The following is a 20,449-nucleotide window of genomic DNA, read 5'->3' on the forward strand; positions in this document are numbered from 1 at the left end:
CATGTCCACTTCCGGTTTTTCCCCCTCCCAGCACCAAGCCAGCACCCTGTACTTGCCGCCGGGCTCCTGGGTGACGGTGCTCGACTGCCTGTGCGCACACTTCCCGGCTATTGGCCGTGAACAGTGGCAGGACCGCATTGCCCGAGGCCGGGTGCTGGATGTCAATGGCAGCCCGATCAGCCCGGGCCTGGGCTACAAGGAAGGCCTGTGCATCTATTACTTTCGCGAAGTGCCCAACGAGAGGGTGATCCCTGTGCAGGAAAACATCCTGTACGCCGATGAGCACCTGGTGGTAGCGGACAAACCGCATTTTCTGCCAGTGACACCCGCTGGCGAGTACGTCGAGCACACCTTGTTGCGGCGCTTGATCCGGCGTCTGGACAACCCCGCCCTGGTACCTCTGCACCGCATCGACCGGCATACGGCGGGGTTGGTGCTGTTCTCCGCTAACCCGCACAGCCGCTCGGCCTATCAGCAACTGTTTCCCACGCGGCGTATCGACAAATTCTACGAAGCCATCGCCCCGGCCTTGCCGCACCTTACTTTCCCGTTGGTGCACAAAAGCCGCCTGGTGGATGGCGAACCCTTCTTTCGCATGCAGGAGGGGCCGGGTGCCAGCAACACCGAGACGGCGGTAGAGGTACGCGAGAAAAATGGCGATCTATGGCGCTACGGCCTGTCCCCGGTGACCGGCAAGAAGCACCAGCTGCGCGTGCATATGACGGCGCTGGGGGCGAGCATCTGCAATGACCCGTTCTACCCCGAAGTGATCAAGGATGCCGAGGACGATTACGCCAAGCCACTCAAGCTGTTGGCCCAGGGCGTGCGCTTTATCGACCCGGTGAGCGGCCAGGAGCGCAGCTTCCGCAGCCAGATCACCCTGGACTGGTAACCCCCAGGAACAACAAGGCCCGCGCGTGGCGGGCCTTGTGTGCAAGCGCTGAGGCTTACAGGTCTTTAACGGTGCGAACCTGATCTTTGTTGATACGGGTGTGCTTGCCGTCCAGTTGTTCGAATTCGTAGAAGCCCGAATCTTCATCGTACTTCGGGGTGTCGACGGCCTGGATTTCGCGACCGTCATTCAGGGTGATCACTGTTGGCGAAGCGCAACCGGCGAGGGTAGCGAGGCCCAGTGCAAGCATGAGAGCGGCGATGGTCCGTTGAGTCATGAGTTTGTCTCCGAGAGAATACTTTTAAATTGCTGACCTTGTGACGTACGGGACGCCGGCAAAGTTCCTTGTGCAGGCTTCATTCTGACATGCCAGCCCCGGGGTGCAACAGCTCGGGCGTATTAAGATTGGCCAGGCGCGGGTCATTGGCCGGGCATTGCAGGGCCACGGCGCCCAGTTGCAGCCAGAGCTTGCGCGGGCTGCGTTCACCCGCTTGCCACGCCTGTTCCACCTGGTTTTTCAGGCTTGTGGGGATGATGCACAGCAAGGGTTCCCAGTCTTCACTCTGGCGCACCATCACCGGTAGCTGCGGGTTGCGTCGTGAGGTCGCACGCAGGTCGGCCAGCAACCGCGCATCGATCTGCGGCACATCGCAAGGCAAGATCAGCAGATGCGCATGGCGTGCGGCGAAGAGTCCCGCACGGATACCGGCCAGCGGGCCGGGGAAGTCCGGGCTGTCATCGCTCACCTGTTGGTCGGCATAGGGCGCGTAGCGTTCATGGTTGCGGTTGCATGAGATGATCAGGTCATCGGTGAGCGGCCGGGCCAGCTGGTGCAGGTGGGCGATCAAGGGCTGGCCTCGCCATTCCAGCAGGCCTTTGTCCTGGCCGCCCATGCGTTGGCCGCGACCTCCGGCCAGCAACAGGATCGAACACGGCAGGGAGGAAAATTCAAAGCTCATGATGGTTGCGCTGCGGCAGGTAAACAGGGGCCTGTGATATAACATCGGGCTGTTCCTTCGACAACCGGACCGTGCCATGAAAGCCAAGGCCGATGCGCCCTTTGTACCTCTCAATATTGCTGTATTGACCGTCAGCGACACCCGCACCCTGGAGACTGACACCTCCGGCCAAGTCTTCGTCGACCGCCTCACCGCCGCGGGCCACCGCCTGGCCGAGCGCGTGCTGCTCAAGGACGACCTCTACAAGATTCGCGCCCAGGTGGCCCACTGGATCGCCGAAGACGTGGTGCAAGTGGTGCTGATTACCGGCGGCACCGGCTTCACCGGCCGCGACAGTACCCCTGAAGCCGTGAGCTGCCTGCTCGACAAGCAGGTCGATGGTTTTGGCGAGCTGTTCCGCCAGATCTCCGTGGCCGATATCGGCACCTCCACCGTGCAATCGCGCGCCCTGGCGGGGTTGGCCAATGGCACCCTGGTGTGCTGCCTGCCGGGCTCCACCAATGCCGTGCGCACCGGTTGGGACGGCATCCTCGCCGAGCAGTTGGATAACCGTCACCGCCCGTGCAATTTCGTCCCGCACCTGAAGCAGGCCGAGCCTTGTGAATCTCGTGGATAAGCCCGGCAAGACCGGCGCCCTGATGCCGGTGGAAGCAGCCTTGCAGCGTTTGCTCGACATGGCCGCCGCGGCGCCGATCCGCGAACAGCAAGTGCTGCCCCTGGCTGAGTGTGATGGCCGCGTATTGGCCCAGGACCTGATTTCCACACTTGACCTGCCGCCGTGGCCCAACAGTGCCATGGACGGCTACGCCCTGCGCCTGGCGGACTGGACCGGCGAACCCTTGGTGGTGAGCCAGCGTGTTTTCGCCGGCACTGCACCTGAACCGTTGGCGGCTGGCACCTGCGCACGCATCTTTACCGGCGCGCCGCTGCCCCAGGGCGCGGACTGTGTGCAGATGCAGGAAAACGCCGTGGTGCATGCCGACCAGCGCGTGAGTTTTACCGAGCCGTTGCACAAGGGCGACAACATCCGTCCCCAGGGCCAGGAGACCACCGTCGGCGAGACCGTACTCAATGCCGGCACCCGCCTGGGCCCCATCGAGCTGGGTTTGGCCGCGTCCCTTGGGCGTGATCGACTCGAGGTGGTGCGACGCGTGCGCGTGGCCGTGCTGTCGACTGGTGATGAACTGATCGAGCCAGGGCTGCCGCTCGGCCCTGGGCAGATCTACAACAGCAACCGCCGCGTGCTGTGCAGTTGGCTGGAGCGCATGGGCTGTGAAGTCATCGATGCCGGAATTCTGCCGGATGACCTGGAACAGACCCGTACGCGCCTGGCGGGGCTGGGCAGCGTTGACCTGATCCTCTCGACCGGCGGTGTGTCGGTGGGCGAAGCGGATTTCCTCGGCATTGCCTTGCGCGAAGAGGGTGAGTTGGCGCTGTGGAAGCTGGCGATCAAGCCGGGCAAGCCGCTGACCTTCGGGCATTTTCGTGGTGTGCCGGTGATCGGCCTGCCGGGTAACCCGGCCTCGACTCTGGTGACCTTTGCGCTGTTGGCGCGTCCGTATCTGCTGCGCCGTCAAGGTGTGCTCGAGGTACAGCCGCTGCGCTTCGAAGTGCCGGCAGGGTTTGTCTGGCCCAAGCCTGGCAACCGTCGCGAGTACCTGCGCGGGCGGATCGAACAGGGCAGGGCGATCATCTACCGCAACCAAAGCTCCGGGGTGCTGCGCAGTGCGGCATGGGCTGAGGGGTTTGTGGAGGTGATGGAAGGCACCACGTTGGCCGTCGGCGATCGGGTCAATTTTATTCCCTTGAGCGAAGTCCTGAGCTGACCGCGCGCTAAAAATGTGGGAGCTTTGCGATAGCGGCCTGAAAGCCGCCCCCTATTTACCTGACACCCCACGATCCAACTGTGGGAGCGGGCTTGCTCGCGAATGCGGCCTGGCAGTCAACACAGTTGGATTGTGTACATATCCATTGCTGCGGTAACGGCCACTTAGGGTTCCGCCCTGACGGCGGGTCACTTTGGAAAAGCCCCAAAGTAACCAAAGGGCTCTTGCCCCACCACTCGGCACCTCGCTTAGGCTCGGTGTGCCCGTAATCCGCCAGTGATTTGGGGGGCCGCCGCCACGCGCCATCCATGGCGCGGGGCGGCTAAACCGGCATCCCTGCCGGTTTACCCCCCAAATCCCTGTCGAATTCCGGCCAGCGTGGTTTGACGGGGCGCTTAAGATCAAAAGCAGATCAAGATCAAGAGCGACTCGCTTCGCATCGTGGTTACCGTTGGCTGCTACAACCTACAAAATTGTGTAGATACCTATGGCTATCGCAGGCAAGCCAGCTCCCACAGTTGGATGTGTGTGGAGCTCATGAGCAATCAGTAATCGTCACCCTGCTCAGTCACATCCCGCTCCACTGGCCCTGCATCCGGGTCGTAGCCCACCGGGAATTTGCCTTTCAACGTCCAGGCAAATGCAATGATTTCGGCAATGGTCCGGTACAGCTCCTCCGGAATGCTGTCGCCCAGTTCCATGCGCGCCAGCAGTTTCACCAGCTCGGGGTTTTCATAGATGGGTACTTCGTTCTCCCGTGCCAATTTGAGGATGGCTTCGGCCAGGGCGTCGTCGCCTTTGGCCGTCAGGGTGGGGGCCTGTTGGCCGTCGTACTTGAGGGCGATGGCTTGGCGGGGTGGGGCGGCGTTTTTCATGCGGTTTCATCCACCCAGCGTTGTTCCAGTCCGGTTTTTGGCCCGCGTGGCGGGGTGCCCAGATGGCAATCCAGGTCGCCGACGTTGAGCCCGGATGACACCAGGCGCTCGCGCAGGCTGCCCAAATGGCTTTCGATCAGGCTGGCGGTGAACGGGCGGCTGGCCCACAGCTGGCTGGACAGTTTGCCCTGGGACAACTGCGCCTGAACCTGCAAGGGGCCCAGTGGCTCCATGTCGAAGGCCAGTTCGACGCGCCAGAGCATTTGTTTCGGGTCTTTTTTATCCTTGCGTTCGGGCTGGTCCTTGTCTGGCGCGGGTTCCTCGCGCTGGAACTTGACCTGCAACGGCACGATGTCTTGCAGGGTGCGCATGGGGATTTCCAACTGCCAGGTGGTTTGCAGGCGGCCGTCGGCGGTGGTGCCGGTCTGTTCCAGGCTCGACAGTTGGTGGCTCTGCAAGCGCGAGATCGCCCCGGCGGCCAGGCGTAGCAGGTTTTCCAGGTCGCCTTCACCTGCAAGTTTTGCCATCAGTCGCTCGGGCAGCGGGAAGCCGGCGGGTATTTGCCGGGCGCCGACCTGGCCGAGGGTGTTCAACGGGCTGCGCACAAAGTGTGGCAACACCTGGGCCAGGGTATTGGCGGCGAGGATCGCGTTCAGGTTGGTGCTGGCGGGCAGGGCAGGCAGCAGGTCTGCGACCAGGCGTAATAGCGCGCCTTTCATGTCCAGCGGTGGGATTTGCGGGTTCTGGCCGGCGAGCAATTTGGCTTCCAGAAAGGCGCCGCTGTTCTGCACCACCTGGGCCAGTACCTTGGGATTGCTGACCTGCGCCAGATCGGGCAAGGCCGCCAATAATCGCTCGGCGGCGGCCCGCAGCTCAGCCGATGTGCTGTCGCCACGGGGCAGGTTTTGCAAGGCAGTGAACACCGCGTCCAGCGAGCCTTGGCGACTTTGCTGGGTGGCGAGCTGTTGCGCCACCGCCAGTTGGTCTTTCAAGCCGCTCAGCGGTACGAAGTTCAGGGTTTGCGCGTTCTGCACCACGGCACTGAGCAAGCTGCCCACCCTCAGCGGCTGAGGGCTTTCCAGCGTCAGGGTGGCACCGGCCAGGGCGTTATTGAGCACACTCACCAGCGAGCGATAAATCGCCGGTTGCGCCGCGCCCTGGGGCAGCATCTGCGTGGTCAGCACCTTGGCTTGCAGCAGCGTGCCCACCGGCATTTGCGTGGTGTCGAGGCGGGTGAGGGCGGCCACGTTGGCGCTCATGGCTTGCTGCAAGGTGATGGCCAGGTTGCCCGCAGGCGTCTGGCTCACCGCTACATTGCTGCCCAAGGGCAAGGGCTGGGCGCTGCTGGCCTGCACCAGGGTCTGGCGGCCGCCTTCGAGGGTCAACTTGAGCAGCAACTGAAAGGCCTCGCCGCCTTGTTTAAGCGCGATGACCTCGGCGTTCACGGTTTTCCCCGGGCCGATCAACCCGGCCTGCGGTTCCAGCAGCTTGAGCAGCTCGCCGGCAGCCGGCAGCGGTGCGGGCCCGGGGGCTGAGGTGGGCGGCAGTGGAGGAAGGTTGATCTCACCGGTCATCGTGCGCGTGGTCTCTGGGGAAATTGCCCTCTTTAGAGTAGGGCATCGCATGTATAATGCCGCCCGTCTGCAAAGAGAGCGGTAAAAACCTCACAACTATTTGATCCAGCTCTCTAAAATCGGTCGCCAAAGCCGTTATTGTGCATCTCTCTATAACGGCCGCTGCACCGCCGACTTGAACCGTAAAGGCCCGCGATCTTTTGACCAGCCCTCTTCTTGAAGCCGTAGCGCTTGCCTGTGAACGCGACCTGCGCCTGCTGTTCGAGCAACTCGACCTGCGGCTGACGGGGGGCGACATGGTGCAAATCAGTGGCCCCAATGGCAGCGGCAAGACCAGCCTGCTGCGCCTGCTGGCCGGGCTGATGCAGCCGACGGCCGGCCTGGTGCGTCTCAACGGCAAGCCGTTGAACGAACAACGTAGCGAGCTTGCGCGCAACCTGATCTGGATCGGCCACGCCGCTGGCATCAAGGACGTACTCACCGCTGAAGAAAACCTCAGTTGGCTCAGCGCCCTGCATCATCCTGCTTCCCGTGACGCTATCTGGCAGGCCCTGGCTGCGGTGGGCCTCAAGGGCTTTGAAGACGTTCCCTGCCACACCCTGTCTGCCGGCCAGCAGCGCCGCGTAGCCCTGGCCCGCTTGTACTTGCCCGGCCCGCCGCTGTGGATTCTCGATGAACCGTTCACGGCCCTCGACAAACAAGGCGTGGCTCAACTCGAAGCACACCTGGCCCAGCACTGCGAGCAAGGTGGCCTGGTGGTGCTCACCACCCACCACACCTTGGCGCGCATGCCCGCTGGCTACCGTGAGCTGGACCTGGGGCGGTGGTCGCTATGAGTGTGTTCGCCCTGTTGGTCGCCCGTGAAGCCCGGCTGTTGTGCCGTCGCCCCGCCGAACTGGCCAACCCGCTGGTGTTCTTTGCCATCGTGATCGCGCTGTTCCCGCTGGCGGTCGGCCCGGAGACTAAACTGTTGCAAACCTTGTCCCCGGGACTGGTGTGGGTCGCCGCGCTTTTATCGGTTCTGCTCTCGCTGGACGGGCTGTTTCGCAGTGATTTCGAAGACGGTTCCCTGGAACAGTGGGTCCTTTCGTCGCACCCCTTGCCACTTCTGGTACTGGCCAAGGTACTGGCACACTGGGCTTTTTCCGGCTTGGCGCTAGTCTTGCTTTCGCCGCTGCTTGCCATGATGCTCGGGTTGCCCGTTGAATGCCTGCCGGTGCTGCTCTTGTCCTTGTTACTCGGCACGCCGGTGCTCAGCCTGTTGGGAGCGGTGGGCGCAGCGTTGACGGTCGGTTTGAAGCGCGGCGGCCTGTTGCTGGCCCTGTTGATTCTGCCTTTGTATATCCCGGTGTTGATCCTGGGCAGCGGCGCGTTGCAAGCCGCGCTCATGGGCATGCCGGCGACCGGTTACCTCTTGTGGCTTGGCAGCCTGACCGCCCTGGCGGTAACCCTGACACCTTTTGCTATAGCCGCCGGCCTGAAAATCAGCGTCGGTGAATAATGAGGTCTGACCCGGCGTTAACGACGTTGAGTCAGTAAAGACCCTGAGCTTTTCGCCACGACGAAAAGCACCGTGATGGAAACAGCAATGAACTGGACCTGGTTTCACAAGCTCGGCTCGCCCAAATGGTTTTATGGCATCAGTGGCAAGCTGCTGCCGTGGTTGAGTACCGCCGCCATCCTGCTGATCGGCATCGGCCTGGTCTGGGGCCTGGCCTTTGCGCCGCCGGACTATCAGCAAGGCAACAGCTTTCGCATCATCTATATCCACGTGCCTGCCGCGATGCTGGCCCAGTCCTGCTATGTGATGCTGGCGGTGTGCGGCATCGTCGGCCTGGTCTGGAAGATGAAGCTGGCCGATGTGGCCCTGCAATGCGCCGCGCCCATCGGTGCGTGGATGACCGCCGTGGCGCTGGTGACCGGTGCGATCTGGGGCAAACCGACCTGGGGTTCGTGGTGGGTGTGGGATGCGCGCCTGACCTCGATGCTGATCCTGCTGTTCCTGTATTTCGGCCTGATTGCCCTGGGCAACGCCATCAGCAACCGCGACAGCGCCGCCAAGGCCTGCGCGGTGCTGGCGATTGTCGGCGTGATCAATATCCCGATCATCAAGTACTCGGTGGAGTGGTGGAACACCCTGCATCAGGGCGCCACTTTCACCCTCACCGAAAAACCGGCGATGCCCGTGGAAATGTGGGCGCCATTGCTGCTGATGGTGCTGGGTTTCTACTGTTTCTTCGGCGCCGTGCTGCTGCTGCGCATGCGCCTTGAAGTGCTCAAGCGTGAGGCCCGTACCAGTTGGGTCAAAGCCGAAGTGCAAAACTGCCTGGGAGCACGTGGATGAGTTTTGCTTCTTTCAGTGATTTTCTCGCCATGGGCCATCACGGCCTGTATGTCTGGACGGCCTATGGCATCTGCCTGGCGGTGCTGGCCCTCAACGTCGCCGCGCCGATCCTGGCCCGCAAGCGTTACTTGCAACAAGAGGCGCGACGTCTGCGCCGGGAGACCGAAAAGTGAATCCGCTGCGTAGAAAGCGTCTGTTGATCATCCTTGCCATCCTGGCCGGCGTCGGCATTGCCGTGGCCCTGGCCCTGAGCGCCCTGCAGCAGAACATCAACCTGTTCTACACGCCCACCCAGATCGCCAATGGCGAGGCGCCGGTCGATACGCGCATCCGCGCCGGCGGCATGGTGGAGCAGGGTTCGTTGAAGCGTTCTGGCGATTCGTTGGACGTGACCTTCGTGGTCACCGATTTCAACAAGGCCGTGACCATCACCTATCGCGGCATCCTCCCGGACCTGTTCCGCGAAGGCCAGGGCATTGTCGCCCTGGGCAAACTCAACGCCGACGGCGTGGTGGTGGCCGACGAAGTGCTGGCCAAGCACGATGAAAAATACATGCCGCCCGAGGTCACCAAAGCCTTGAAAGACAGCGGCCAAACCGCGCCCGCCGCCCCAGCCAAGGAGGGCTAAGCCATGACGTCCGCACTGTTTATTCCCGAGTTGGGCCAGTTGGCGATGATCCTCGCGCTGTGCTTTGCCGTGGTCCAGGCCGTGGTGCCCTTGCTGGGTGCCTGGCGTGGCGACCGTCTGTGGATGAGCCTGGCGCAGCCGGCCGCCTGGGGCCAGTTTGCCTTCTTGCTGTTCGCCTTTGGGTGCCTGACCTACGCCTTCATGACCGACGATTTTTCCGTCGCTTATGTTGCCAACAACTCCAACAGCGCCTTGCCCTGGTACTACAAGTTCAGCGCCGTGTGGGGCGCCCACGAAGGCTCATTGCTGCTGTGGGCCTTGATCCTCGGCGGCTGGACCTTCGCCGTCTCGGTGTTCTCGCGCCAATTGCCGCAAGTGATGCTGGCGCGGGTGCTGGCGGTGATGGGCATGATCAGCATCGGTTTCCTGCTGTTTTTGATCATGACCTCCAACCCGTTCACCCGCATCCTGCCGCAGATCCCGGTGGACGGTCACGACCTCAACCCGTTGCTGCAGGATATCGGCCTGATCGTGCACCCGCCGATGCTCTATATGGGCTATGTGGGCTTTTCCGTGGCCTTCGCGTTCGCCATCGCCGCCTTGCTCGGCGGGCGTCTCGACGCCGCCTGGGCGCGCTGGTCACGGCCATGGACCATCGTTGCCTGGGCCTTCCTCGGTATCGGTATCACCCTGGGTTCGTGGTGGGCCTACTACGAACTCGGCTGGGGCGGCTGGTGGTTCTGGGACCCGGTGGAAAACGCCTCCTTCATGCCGTGGCTGGTGGGCACCGCGCTGATTCATTCCCTGGCCGTTACCGAAAAACGTGGCGTGTTCAAGAGCTGGACGGTACTGCTCGCCATCGCGGCGTTTTCCCTCAGCCTGCTCGGTACCTTCCTGGTGCGCTCGGGCGTGCTGACCTCGGTGCATGCGTTTGCCTCGGACCCTGAGCGCGGCGTGTTCATCCTGATCTTCCTGCTGTTTGTCGTCGGCGGTTCGCTCACCCTGTTTGCCCTGCGCGCCCCGGTGGTCAAGAGCCAGGTCGGTTTCAACCTGTGGTCGCGAGAAACCCTGTTGCTGGGCAATAACCTGGTGCTGGTGGTGGCCGCGTCGATGATCCTGCTCGGCACCCTCTACCCGCTGGTGTTGGATGCCCTCAGCGGCGCCAAGTTGTCCGTGGGGCCGCCGTACTTCAACGCGTTGTTCATCCCGCTGATGGGCCTGTTGATGGTGGTGATGGCGGTTGGCGTGCTGGTGCGCTGGAAAGACACCCCGGTGAAATGGCTGGCGGGCATGCTGATGCCCGTGCTGCTCGGCAGTGTGGCCCTGGCGGTGATCGCGGGGTTTGCCTACGGCGACTTCAATTGGGCGGTACTCGCCACCTTCCTGCTGGCGGCCTGGGTGTTGCTGGCGGGTGCGCGGGATATCGTCGACAAGACGCGCCACAAGGGTCTGCTCAAGGGCCTGCCGACCCTGACCCGCAGCTACTGGGGCATGCAGATCGCCCACCTTGGTATTGCGGTGTGCGCCCTTGGGGTGGTGCTGTCCAGCCAGAACAGCGCCGAGCGCGACCTGCGCCTGGCGCCGGGCGAGTCCATGGACCTGGCCGGTTATCACTTCATCTTTGAAGGTGCCAAGCACTTTGAAGGGCCGAACTTCACCTCTGACAAAGGCACGGTGCGCGTGGTGCGCAATGGCAAGGAAATCGCCGTGCTGCACCCGGAAAAACGCCTGTACACCGTGCAGAGTTCGATGATGACCGAGGCTGGCATCGACGCCGGCTTCACCCGTGACCTGTATGTGGCCCTCGGTGAACCCCTGGGCGACGGCGCCTGGGCCGTGCGCGTGCATGTCAAACCCTTCGTGCGCTGGATCTGGTTCGGCGGCTTGCTCACCGGGTTCGGCGGGTTGCTCGCGGCGTTGGACCGGCGCTATCGAGTCAAGGTCAAGAGCCGAGTGCGTGAAGCGCTGGGCTTATCGGGAGCTGCGGTATGAAGCGTTGGTTGATGGTTATGCCGCTGGCGTTGTTTTTGCTGGTGGCGGTGTTTTTGTATCGCGGGTTGTACCTGGACCCGGCCGAGCTGCCTTCGGCGATGATCGGCAAACCGTTCCCCGCCTTCAACCTGCCAACGGTGCAGGGTGACAAGACCCTCACCCAGGCCGACTTGCAGGGCAAGCCGGCGCTGGTCAACGTGTGGGCCACCTGGTGCATCTCTTGCCGCGTCGAACACCCGGTGCTGAACAAGCTGGCCGAGAAGGGCGTGGTGATCTACGGCATCAACTACAAGGACGACAACGCGGCGGCCTTGAAGTGGCTGGCGGAATTTCATAACCCGTACCAGCTGGATATCCGCGACGAAGACGGCAACCTGGGGTTGAACCTCGGCGTGTACGGCGCGCCGGAAACCTTCTTCATCGACGCCAAAGGTGTGATCCGCGACAAGTACGTTGGCGTGATCGATGAAACCGTGTGGCGCGAGCAACTGGCCGCCAAGTACCAGGCCCTGGTCGATGAGGCCAAGCCATGAAGCGTTGGTTGACCGCTGCTGTATTAGCCCTGGGCCTTGCCGGTGTGGCCCATGCCGCCATCGACACTTATGAATTTGCCAACGACGCCGAGCGCGAGCGTTTCCGCGACCTGACCAAGGAACTGCGCTGCCCCAAGTGCCAGAACCAGGACATCGCCGACTCCAACGCCCCGATCGCCACCGACCTGCGCCGAGAGATTTTCCGCATGTTGGGGGAGGGCAAGGACGACCAGCAGATCATCGACTTCATGGTCGACCGCTACGGTGACTTCGTGCGCTACAAACCGGCGCTCACCGGCAAGACTGCGCTGCTGTGGTTCGGCCCGGCCGGGCTGTTGCTGGCCGGCGTGGTGGTGATGGCAGTCATCGTGCGCCGCCGCCGCATCGCACCGATTGATGGCGCCGATGCGCTGTCCCCTGAAGAGCGCAAACGCCTCGACCAATTGCTGGACACCAAGACTGATGATTGATTTCTGGCTCGCAGCCGGTTTGCTGCTACTGATTGCCCTGAGTTTCCTGTTGATCCCTGTGTTGCGTGGCCGTCGTGCCCAGCGTGAAGAGGATCGCACCGCGTTGAACGTGGCGCTGTACCAGGAACGCGTCGCCGAGCTGCAAGCGCAGCAGGACGAAGGCGTGTTGAATACCGCGCAACTCGACACCGGCCGCGCCGAAGCGGCCCGTGAGTTGCTGGCCGACACCGAAGGTGTGGAAAAGCCCCGCGAATCGCGGTTAGGCAAACCGCTGCCGTTTTTGGCGGCGTTTCTGGTGCCTGTGCTGGGCGTTGCGCTGTACCTGCATTATGGGGCGAGCGACAAGGTTGAACTGACCCGTGAATTTTCCCAACCGCCCGTCTCCATGGCCGACATGACCCGCCGCCTGGAACGTGCCGCCGCCGCCCAACCGGATTCGGCAGAAGGCTTGTACTTCCTTGGGCGCGCCTATATGGCCCAGGACCGTTCCGCCGATGCCGCCAAAGTCTTTGAACGTACGGTTGCCTTGGCCGGGCGCCAACCGGAACTGCTCGGCCAATGGGCTCAGGCGCAGTACTTTGCCGACAACAAACAATGGTCGCCAAAGGTTCAGGCCTTGACCGACGAAGCCTTGAAACTCGACCCCAAGGAAGTCACCAGCCTTGGCCTGTTGGGTATCGCTGCCTTTGAGGGCCAGCGTTATCAGGAAGCCATCGACTACTGGAACCGCCTGCTCGCGCAATTGCCGCCAGAGGACAATTCCCGCGTCGCCTTGCAAGGTGGAATTGACCGCGCGGCAGAGAAGCTCAAGGAGAGCGGTGGCAGCGTCGCCCAGGCGCCCAAGGCGCTGCTGAAAGTGCGCGTGGATGTATCCGCTGAGGTAAAAGCCAAAGCCCTGCCAGGCGACAGCGTGTTCATCTTCGCCCGCGCCGTTAACGGCCCGCCGGCGCCCTTGGCGGCCAAGCGTGTGACCGTCGACGCTTTGCCCGTTACCGTCGAACTGGGCGATGCTGACGCGATGATGCCGCAGTTGAAACTGTCCAACTTCCCCGAAGTCCAACTGGTTGCGCGCATATCCCGGGCCGGCCAACCGACCACTGGCGAATGGATCGGCCGCAGCCAACCGTTGGCCAGCAGCACCACTGCGTTGCAGCAACTGACCATCGACACTCCGGACCAGTAATTCTGAGGACACACCCATGACCGCATTTGCACGCATCACCTTGCTCAGCCTGGTACTCGGCCTGAGCGCCTGTGCGGTCCACCGCCCACCTCCGGCGCCGACCGGCCCGACTATTCCACCGTCTGGCCCCTCGACCCAGCCGAGCACCAAACCTTCGGGCCCTGTGACGCCGCCAAAGCCCCTGCCAAGCAAGTCGCCGACCTTCGCGCCACCGCCGGGCGCCGCCAGCCATTGGGACGGCAAGATGCAGGTGTACGTGCTGGACGACCAGCCGGACACCTTCTACCGCCAGCGCACCTACTACCGCTGGAGCAACGGCTGGAGCCGCTCCATCAGCCCCAATGGGCCATGGGAAGAAACCAACGTGCAAGGCGTGCCGCCGGGGTTGAGCAAGCAGTACGCGCAATGACAAAAGGCGACCGTGTTCGGGTCGCCTTTTTTATGTTCGATTTGAAAGGCTAACAACGGTGGGAGCGCGCTTGCCTGCGATGGCCGTAGGTATCTACACAACTTTGTAGCGTGTAGCCGCCGTTGGGCGGAACCCTGAGTGGCCGTTACCTGAATAACGGATATGTACTCGGTCTGATCCAACATGTTGGTCGGCTGCCAAGCCGCCTTCGCAGGCAAGCCAGCTCCCACATTTGGATCGCAGCGCTTCAGTTGGACCAGCGTCGGCTGTCAAGCCGTCACGGGAGCAAGCTCCCTCGCCACAGGTCGAGCATCGCCCTAAAGTTGCGTAGATACCTATGCGGCAGATTGCCTGACAGCCGACACCTATCTACCTGACACCCCACTATCCAAACTGTGGGAGCTGGCTTGCCTGCGATGACGGCCTGCCAACCGACACCTATCCACCTGACACCCCACGATCCAACTGTGTGTGGGCTTGCTCGCGAAGGCGGCCTGACAGCCGACACTGACATACCGTGTACATATCCGTCCTGCGGTGCGCTCATATGCGTTCGCCCACCACAACCCGCCTCACACCGACGCTGCCTCCTGTGCCTTCAATGTGCGCCGGGCGATGACAATGGCCAGCACCGCCAAGCTGAAGGTGGCCCAGGCCATCAGTTGAGTCCCTGCGACAAATGCCTGTATAGCGTTGCCCATGACTTCACTGGCCTGGTCGTGAGCCAGGGTGGCCGAAATTGCGTGGGCGCCTGCCAAGGTTTCGCTTGCCAGGTGCATTTGCACCGGGGTCAAGAAGTCCGGTAGGTGCAGCGTGCCGCGGTAGTACGCCGTCACCAGGCCACCGAGCACGGTGGTGCCGAGTACTACCCCGACTTCATAGGCCGTTTCGCTGATGGCTGACGCGGCTCCTGCCTTGTTGGCCGGTGCGGCCGACAGGATCACGTCGTTAGAGACCGTGGCGATGGCACCCACGCCAATGTTCAACAAGGCAAACGCAACCACGATCACCGTCAAACTGCTGCCGAGGCTGGCGACCAGCAAGAACGCGCCGGCCGTGAAGGCCAGCAGGATGGGAATCAGGACATTGACCGATACGCGCTGGGCGACCGGGACTATCAGGATCCCCACCACAATCGCCATAAGCTGGCCCGGTATCAGCGCCAGGCTGGCGTTCAAGGGCGACATGCCCAGGACGATTTGCAGCAATTGCGTGGCAAAGAACACGAAACCGATCAGGAAGGCCAGGCTCATCAGGTTAATGGTCACCGAGCCGCTGAACGTCTTGTTGCGAAACAGGCTCAGGTCCATCAAGGGGGTAGGGAGGCGCAACTGACGGCGTACGAATTGCCAGCCGCTCACGATTGCAACGGCCAGTGTCGCCAGTGCCCAGGCATCCGGTCCTTCGCTGGCGACATGCTTGATGCTGTACACCAGGGCACTGAGGGCGACCATCGAGAGCACAATGCTGATGACATCCATCGGCCCCGAGGCGTCCGGCTCGGACTCAGGCAGCAGCCAGGGGCCGAGGATCAACAGAGGCACCAGCACCGGCACGGCCAGGAGAAAAATCGACCCCCAGTTGAAGAACTCCAGCAGTATGCCGCCGACCAATGGCCCAAGCGCAGAACCGACGGTCAAGGTGGTTGCCCAGATCGCCACGGCCAGGCGACGCTCTTCCCGGTCGTCGAACACTGAGCGAATCAACGCCAACGTTGACGGCATCAACATTGCCCCGAAGATCCCCATGCACGCCCGTCCCGCGACCAGCTGCGTGGCGGTGCTGGAATAAGCGGTCATCACCGACACCAGGGTAAACCCCAGGGAGCCGATCAGCAGGAGTTTGCGATGGCCTTTGCGATCACCCAGGCTACCCATGGAAATGAGCAACCCTGCCAGCACCAGTGAGTAGGCATCGATCATCCACAATTGCTGGCTGGCACTGGGGTGCAGGGCCTCGGCGATTTTGGGCAGCGCAAAACCCAGCACGGTGTTATCCACGGTCACCAGCAAGACTGGCAGCATCAATATCGCGAGCGCCAACCACCGGCGTGAGCGTGGTTGTTGTGTTACTTCATCAGCCGCTAAAGACATCACCGGCTCCTTCTTGGAAAAGTGGCGAGTTGTGAAAAAACACCTCGCCATTCCCTGGCGAGGTCATCGTTCAGTTCAGCAATGAAAACAGATGCTGGCAGTCTACGGCGCCTGCATTCAAGCGTTTGCCCAAGACCTTTGAAACACTCTGTAAATCGCTTCTGAAGCGCTCATAGTCCTGCTCCACGATGTTTTCCTGCAGGCGCTCCAGGCCCTGCACCAGCGCTTCACGCTGAGCGGTCGCCTGGTCGTTTTCCAGTTGTATGTCCCAATACACCTCGGGCGGGTTGACCAGGATGCGCGACAGCAGCGCCATCATGGTACGCATGGGCGGCGGCATGACCTCTGCCACGATGTCCAGGTCGACCGAAGATTGGGCCAGGGCCATGCCGAATCCGAGAATGGCTGCATGGGGCAAGGCCTGACACAGGGCCATCAGCTCATCATGCGCGGCGGGCGTCATTCGACGGACCTTCATCCCGGCCTCCATCAAATGCCGTTCGATGAAGGATTGCGGGGTTTGCACGTCTTCCACGCAGACCGCCACCGTGCGCCCCTGGACGGACAACTTGGGCGAAAACATGGGGTTGACGCCCACAAACCTTTGCTGCGGCGCCGCTGCTTTCAGTGCTTTGAAAAAGGGGCCCTGCACCGAGCAGGTGGGGATCATTACCGCGTCTGAAGGCAAGCACCGGGTCACCCAGGCAATCGCGCTGACCGCGACGCTTTCAGGCAGAGCGAACACCACGGCGATGGCGTCGCGAAAAACAGCCCCTGAATGATTGAACGGTTGAGTCACGTCCATTTCGTGAAACTCACAGTCGAAATCCGGCGGACGGCGATCCACGACGCGCACGATGTATCCGTATTGCTTGAGAATACGGCTGATCAGTGAGCCGATGAGGCCAGCGCCTCCTAATACGACTACTGCTTGGGTATTCATGTGTCGCTCCCTGCGCAAAAGCTGTAGTACGGCACGCTGGCCTTGACCAGCGTCTCTTCAAGTTCTTCTTTCGGGTCGGAGTGGGCGACGATGGCGCCACCAATGCCGAACTCAGCCTGTTGTTTATGCAATACCGCTGTGCGGATGACGATGCTCAGTTCCGCACTGCCATTGAAGGAGATCCAGCCCAGCGCTCCGGAATAAACACCCCGTGCACAGGTCTCCAGCCCATCGATGATTTCCATCGTGCGCTTTTTCGGCGCACCGGTCATTGAGCCTCCCGGAAAGCACGCTCTGATGGCCTCCATTGACGAAATGTCGCTGCGTAGATGTCCACGTACCGTAGAGACGAGCTGGTGTACCGAGGAAAAACTCTCCACGGCGAAAATATTCGGCACATGCACACTCCCTGAACGGCACACGCGGTTCAGATCATGGCGTACCAGATCGACAATCATCAGGTTCTCGGCGCGATCTTTGGTCGAGGCGTGCAAGTCATCTCGCAGGCGCTGATCTTGCTCAGGGTTTTTGCTGCGTGCACGGGTGCCCTTGATGGGGCGGGACTCGATCAGGCCGCCTTCATCGATTCTCAAAAAGGTCTCGGGTGATGCGCTCAGCACGCTGAAGCTGTCGAAGCAAAGGTAAGCCCCATAAGGTACTGGGCTTGCTTCGCGCATTCTCCGATAGGCTGCGAGGGGCGCGCCGTCGTAGCTCATCCGCGCGCGGTTGGTCAGGCATATTTCATAGGATTCACCATCGGTGATGTATTGCAGCGACTGCTTGACCTTACGGATGTAACTGTCGGGGCTGTCTTCGAGTGACAGCTCAAGTTCATTCACTGCACCGGGGACAAAACGCCGTGTGTTCGTGGTGCTCTGAGGTGCTGGCATTGAGGTCAGCAACGTCGGCCACTGCGGGGGCTGGCCCGTGGCGCTTAACAGGCACTCGTAGACCTTTTGGTCATGGTGGTCGAAGACGAAGAAATGCGGCGCCAACATAAAACCGGCATCCGGTTGCCCGGAGCGATAGACCTTGTTCCCGCCGGTCAGGGCCTTGAGTTCATACCCCAGGTACCCGACAAAACCACCCTTGAATTCAAATGGAAGGTATTGCGGGACTGCCACGTTGACCGATTCGATGAGCTGGCCGAGCAGGGTGAAGAAATCACCTGCCACATGCCTGCTGCCTTTGGGGCCTTCAAGTGTGAGGGTTTCGCTGTTGACGTCATAGGTTAGGCGAATAGCCCCTTGGGCCTGGCCGCTGCCCATGATTGAATAGCGCGCGTTGGGCCGTTCGGATTTTTCGCTGTCGAGCCAGAAAGCATGCTGATCATTGGCATAAAGCGTGGTGAACAGCGCCAATGGATCGCACGCAGCCGAATGGACTCGATAGGCCAATTGCAGGTTGAGCAAACCGCCTACCGCGACGTAGTGCTCCTTGGCCGATTGAGCACTGGCCGGGCTCTGTCGCGTCGGCACGCGCTGGCGCCCATTGTGCTCGAGTGCCATGCGGATGAAGTTACTGAGCAGCGCATGCCCATACTCCGAGTCGATGGACTCAGGATGGAACTGGACGCCCCAGATCGGACGGCTTTGGTGCTCGATCGCCATCACCACACCTTCCTCCGTCCACGCCGTGCAGCGCAGCTCCTCAGGCAGATGGGTACACATCAGGGAGTGGTAGCGCACCACTTCAAACTGCTCTGGCAGGTCGCGGAACAAACCACTGCCGGCGTGCTGGATTTTACTGCGGTAGCCGTGCACCGGGTTGGGCGCGTGGCCGACGGTTCCGCCAAGGAATTGGGCGATACCCTGGTGCCCCAGGCAAATGCCGAGCAAGGGTACCGGGGAGCGCAGGATAACCTGCCCGCACACGCCAAAATCCAGGTACTCGCCCGGGTGCCCAGGGCCCGGTGAAAGCACTACGGCATCGTATTGTTCAATGTGCAGGTGTTCGTACGCCACGCTGTTGGTGACGATATCGACGCACACACCTGTGACCTCGTACAGGTATTGGGCGATGTTCTGAGTGAAGGAGTCAAAATTATCAATCAGCAATATTTTCATGAGCGCTGCCCCTGGCCCAGGCGCTGCTGAATCAACCGCTCTTCTTGGTTGCAGGTTTCCTCGATGATCAGCTTGAACACCGACTGAACGTAATCGGGCCTCAAGCCGGCTTTCGAAGCGTGGCTTGCGAGCTGATCCATCACTTGAACGATACGTTTGGGCTGCATCATGGGGATGTCATGGGCCGCCTTGAGTTCGGCGATCTCCATGCACACGCTCATGCGTTCGCCAAGCAGGTCGACCAAGTGGGTGTTGATCCGGTCCAACTGATCCCGCATGGGTTGCAGGATGGTGGACGGAGTTGCACGTGAAATTTGCTGGTGCCGTGTCATATTCATTCCTTTGATGTGTACGACGTAGTGCGGGTGTGTGAAGGGTCAGGCGGTGGCCTCGGGTAGCGCAGTGGCGTTCCATAAGCCTGCACGGGTGAGCTCGTTCAAGGCTTGGGCCAGTTGCCGGATATCGTGATCGCCGTGGCTGGCCGAAAAGGCGAAGCGCAGCATGGCTTTTCCCTTGGCGATGATAGGGTAGAACACCGGGAACATGAGGATGCCGTGGTCGCGCAGGATCCGGCAGGCTTGCAGGCCGTCTTCTTCGGTTTCGAAAAATGCGCCCCTGACCGGGGATTGAACCCCGGCGTTGAGCAGGCGATTGTGGGTCAGCGAATCAAACAGGCGCACGTTGCTCCACAGGCGGTCTTGCAGGCCGTCTATTTCGTCGCTCAGGTGAATCTTCGCGGCCGCCACGTTGGCGGCCAGCATTGGCACCATGATCGAGTGACCGAACACCAGGGGGTTGGCCAGTGTGTGTATCGACGGGATATCCCGCGGGTCACTCACCACCACAAACCCGCCCGCTCCGCCAAAGGCCTTGGACAAAGAACCGGCCAGGATCATGTTGTGCGGCAACTGGTTATCTACCGCCGCCAGGGCGTAGCCAGCACCATGACGCCCTGCGATCGAGATGCCGTGGGCATCATCCACATACAGGTAGCCTGCGGCGTCCGCCAGTTGGCGCGCGAGGTGCGCGATGGGCACCAGGCCGCTCATCGAGCCGATACCGTCGATCAACAGAATCGGCGTTTCCTGGCGATCAGCGCAGTGTTTCAAGGCCACGCTCATCGACTCCGGATCGGTGGCCTCGACACGGGACACTTCACCAAACTGCTGCAGAATGCCGCGCAGCACCTGCATCGAGGCGTGAGCGGTTTTATCGATCAACCAGTGGGCGCGCTTTTTGATCGGATAGCCCTTGAGCGAATTGCTGCCCAACAGTGGCAGTACGCCAAGGTGCACGCTGCTGGTGGAGGTGAACACGCTGACACCGCAGCCTTTATAGACGCGGCTGAGCAGCGACTCCAGTTCTGGCAAATAGACCGGGCGCATGGCACTGCGTGACGAGGACAGGTGCAGGCCAAAGGTGCCCAGTGCCTGGTGCGCCGCGTCGATCAGTGCAGGATGGGTTTCCAGGCCCAGATAAGAACAGGAAACGAACTCGGTGAACGTGCCGCCCTGCGCCAGGGTGATGCGCTTGCCTTCACGGCTCGCGACGGTGAGGCCCGTGAGGCCCTCCGCATAGGCACTCTCCAGGGCGCTGGTGGTGTTGTCGCGGCGAATGGTCATCCAGTCTGGTTTGGTGTGTGCATCCATGGCTTAAAAACTC

Annotated in this window: 22 protein-coding genes; 13 read left to right on the forward strand and 9 right to left on the reverse strand. The window is 61.7% G+C overall.

Features of this window, described 5'->3' with window-relative positions; translation table 11 throughout:
* Window position 1 precedes the first annotated feature (1 nt).
* Window positions 2-892 (forward strand): pseudouridine synthase, encoded by an 891-nt coding sequence (locus HU731_RS24685; protein ID WP_186608090.1) that lies wholly within the window; start codon window positions 2-4, stop codon window positions 890-892.
* A gap of 55 nt (window positions 893-947) precedes the next feature.
* Here the strand turns inward: HU731_RS24685 and HU731_RS24690 are convergent, their stop codons facing one another.
* Window positions 948-1,169, reverse strand: a complete 222-nt coding sequence (locus HU731_RS24690) for a YgdI/YgdR family lipoprotein (protein WP_003189935.1) — start codon at window positions 1,167-1,169, stop codon at window positions 948-950.
* 79 nt (window positions 1,170-1,248) lie between these two features.
* Window positions 1,249-1,851, reverse strand: coding sequence for a molybdenum cofactor guanylyltransferase MobA (gene mobA / locus HU731_RS24695; protein WP_186608089.1), 603 nt, complete (start codon window positions 1,849-1,851; stop codon window positions 1,249-1,251).
* 76 nt (window positions 1,852-1,927) lie between these two features.
* Here mobA and moaB point away from each other — a divergent pair, with 76 nt between their 5' ends.
* Both moaB and HU731_RS24705 read left to right on the forward strand, forming a co-directional pair.
* Window positions 1,928-2,467 (forward strand): molybdenum cofactor biosynthesis protein B, encoded by a 540-nt coding sequence (gene moaB / locus HU731_RS24700; protein ID WP_014717696.1) that lies wholly within the window; start codon window positions 1,928-1,930, stop codon window positions 2,465-2,467.
* Entirely contained in the window at window positions 2,451-3,677 is a 1,227-nt protein-coding gene (locus HU731_RS24705; RefSeq protein ID WP_186608088.1) for a molybdopterin molybdotransferase MoeA, read from the forward strand. The genes moaB and HU731_RS24705 overlap by 17 nt, the downstream gene beginning before the upstream one ends.
* Before the next feature lie 545 nt (window positions 3,678-4,222).
* On the opposite strand, the gene HU731_RS24710 is transcribed toward HU731_RS24705, so the two are convergent.
* Together HU731_RS24710 and fliK are read right to left on the reverse strand one after the other, a co-directional pair.
* On the reverse strand, window positions 4,223-4,552 hold the full coding sequence (locus HU731_RS24710) for an EscU/YscU/HrcU family type III secretion system export apparatus switch protein (protein WP_003189945.1): 330 nt from the start codon (window positions 4,550-4,552) through the stop codon (window positions 4,223-4,225).
* Window positions 4,549-6,126 carry a flagellar hook-length control protein FliK gene (gene fliK / locus HU731_RS24715; RefSeq protein WP_186608087.1) on the reverse strand — a complete coding sequence of 526 codons (1,578 nt, stop codon included), beginning with the start codon at window positions 6,124-6,126 and terminating at the stop codon, window positions 4,549-4,551. The genes HU731_RS24710 and fliK overlap by 4 nt, the downstream gene beginning before the upstream one ends.
* Window positions 6,127-6,326: 200 nt before the next feature.
* Between fliK and ccmA the strand changes: the two genes are divergently transcribed.
* The 10 genes from ccmA to HU731_RS24765 all read left to right on the forward strand — a co-directional run bounded on the left by ccmA (window position 6,327) and on the right by HU731_RS24765 (window position 13,685).
* A complete protein-coding gene (gene ccmA, locus HU731_RS24720; RefSeq protein ID WP_186608086.1) occupies window positions 6,327-6,962 on the forward strand; it encodes a cytochrome c biogenesis heme-transporting ATPase CcmA in 636 nt (211 codons plus the stop codon).
* Window positions 6,959-7,627: a heme exporter protein CcmB gene (ccmB, locus tag HU731_RS24725; RefSeq protein ID WP_003189951.1), complete on the forward strand. Its 669-nt coding sequence runs from the start codon at window positions 6,959-6,961 to the stop codon at window positions 7,625-7,627. Before ccmA ends, ccmB begins: the two co-directional genes overlap by 4 nt.
* An 87-nt stretch (window positions 7,628-7,714) precedes the next feature.
* The gene (locus tag HU731_RS24730; protein ID WP_186608085.1) at window positions 7,715-8,470 is read left to right on the forward strand and encodes a heme ABC transporter permease; all 756 of its coding nucleotides are present in this window, start codon (window positions 7,715-7,717) and stop codon (window positions 8,468-8,470) included.
* Window positions 8,467-8,643: a heme exporter protein CcmD gene (gene ccmD, locus HU731_RS24735; RefSeq protein WP_003172771.1), complete on the forward strand. Its 177-nt coding sequence runs from the start codon at window positions 8,467-8,469 to the stop codon at window positions 8,641-8,643. The genes HU731_RS24730 and ccmD overlap by 4 nt, the downstream gene beginning before the upstream one ends.
* On the forward strand, window positions 8,640-9,098 hold the full coding sequence (ccmE, locus tag HU731_RS24740) for a cytochrome c maturation protein CcmE (RefSeq protein ID WP_186608084.1): 459 nt from the start codon (window positions 8,640-8,642) through the stop codon (window positions 9,096-9,098). The genes ccmD and ccmE overlap by 4 nt, the downstream gene beginning before the upstream one ends.
* 3 nt (window positions 9,099-9,101) lie before the next feature.
* A complete protein-coding gene (locus tag HU731_RS24745) occupies window positions 9,102-11,090 on the forward strand; it encodes a heme lyase CcmF/NrfE family subunit (RefSeq protein WP_186608083.1) in 1,989 nt (662 codons plus the stop codon).
* Window positions 11,087-11,623: a DsbE family thiol:disulfide interchange protein gene (locus tag HU731_RS24750; RefSeq protein ID WP_186608082.1), complete on the forward strand. Its 537-nt coding sequence runs from the start codon at window positions 11,087-11,089 to the stop codon at window positions 11,621-11,623. The genes HU731_RS24745 and HU731_RS24750 overlap by 4 nt, the downstream gene beginning before the upstream one ends.
* Window positions 11,620-12,093 carry a cytochrome c-type biogenesis protein gene (locus HU731_RS24755; protein ID WP_069558935.1) on the forward strand — a complete coding sequence of 158 codons (474 nt, stop codon included), beginning with the start codon at window positions 11,620-11,622 and terminating at the stop codon, window positions 12,091-12,093. The genes HU731_RS24750 and HU731_RS24755 overlap by 4 nt, the downstream gene beginning before the upstream one ends.
* The gene (ccmI, locus tag HU731_RS24760; RefSeq protein ID WP_186608081.1) at window positions 12,086-13,276 is read left to right on the forward strand and encodes a c-type cytochrome biogenesis protein CcmI; all 1,191 of its coding nucleotides are present in this window, start codon (window positions 12,086-12,088) and stop codon (window positions 13,274-13,276) included. The genes HU731_RS24755 and ccmI overlap by 8 nt, the downstream gene beginning before the upstream one ends.
* Before the next feature lie 16 nt (window positions 13,277-13,292).
* Window positions 13,293-13,685 (forward strand): hypothetical protein, encoded by a 393-nt coding sequence (locus tag HU731_RS24765; RefSeq protein WP_186608080.1) that lies wholly within the window; start codon window positions 13,293-13,295, stop codon window positions 13,683-13,685.
* 572 nt (window positions 13,686-14,257) lie between these two features.
* Here HU731_RS24765 and HU731_RS24770 read toward each other — a convergent pair.
* From HU731_RS24770 to HU731_RS24790, 5 genes are all read right to left on the reverse strand, one after another.
* Window positions 14,258-15,709: an MFS transporter gene (locus HU731_RS24770; protein ID WP_225931524.1), complete on the reverse strand. Its 1,452-nt coding sequence runs from the start codon at window positions 15,707-15,709 to the stop codon at window positions 14,258-14,260.
* A gap of 139 nt (window positions 15,710-15,848) precedes the next feature.
* Window positions 15,849-16,721 carry a prephenate dehydrogenase dimerization domain-containing protein gene (locus tag HU731_RS24775; protein WP_047710412.1) on the reverse strand — a complete coding sequence of 291 codons (873 nt, stop codon included), beginning with the start codon at window positions 16,719-16,721 and terminating at the stop codon, window positions 15,849-15,851.
* Window positions 16,718-18,787 carry an aminodeoxychorismate synthase component I gene (gene pabB, locus HU731_RS24780; protein ID WP_186608078.1) on the reverse strand — a complete coding sequence of 690 codons (2,070 nt, stop codon included), beginning with the start codon at window positions 18,785-18,787 and terminating at the stop codon, window positions 16,718-16,720. The genes HU731_RS24775 and pabB overlap by 4 nt, the downstream gene beginning before the upstream one ends.
* Window positions 18,784-19,119, reverse strand: coding sequence for a chorismate mutase (locus HU731_RS24785; RefSeq protein ID WP_225931526.1), 336 nt, complete (start codon window positions 19,117-19,119; stop codon window positions 18,784-18,786). Before HU731_RS24785 ends, pabB begins: the two co-directional genes overlap by 4 nt.
* A gap of 45 nt (window positions 19,120-19,164) precedes the next feature.
* Window positions 19,165-20,436, reverse strand: coding sequence for an aminotransferase class I/II-fold pyridoxal phosphate-dependent enzyme (locus tag HU731_RS24790; protein ID WP_047710413.1), 1,272 nt, complete (start codon window positions 20,434-20,436; stop codon window positions 19,165-19,167).
* Window positions 20,437-20,449 lie beyond the last annotated feature (13 nt).

Source organism: Pseudomonas salmasensis, from assembly GCF_014268375.2.
Classification (GTDB): Bacteria; Pseudomonadota; Gammaproteobacteria; order Pseudomonadales; family Pseudomonadaceae; genus Aquipseudomonas; species Aquipseudomonas salmasensis.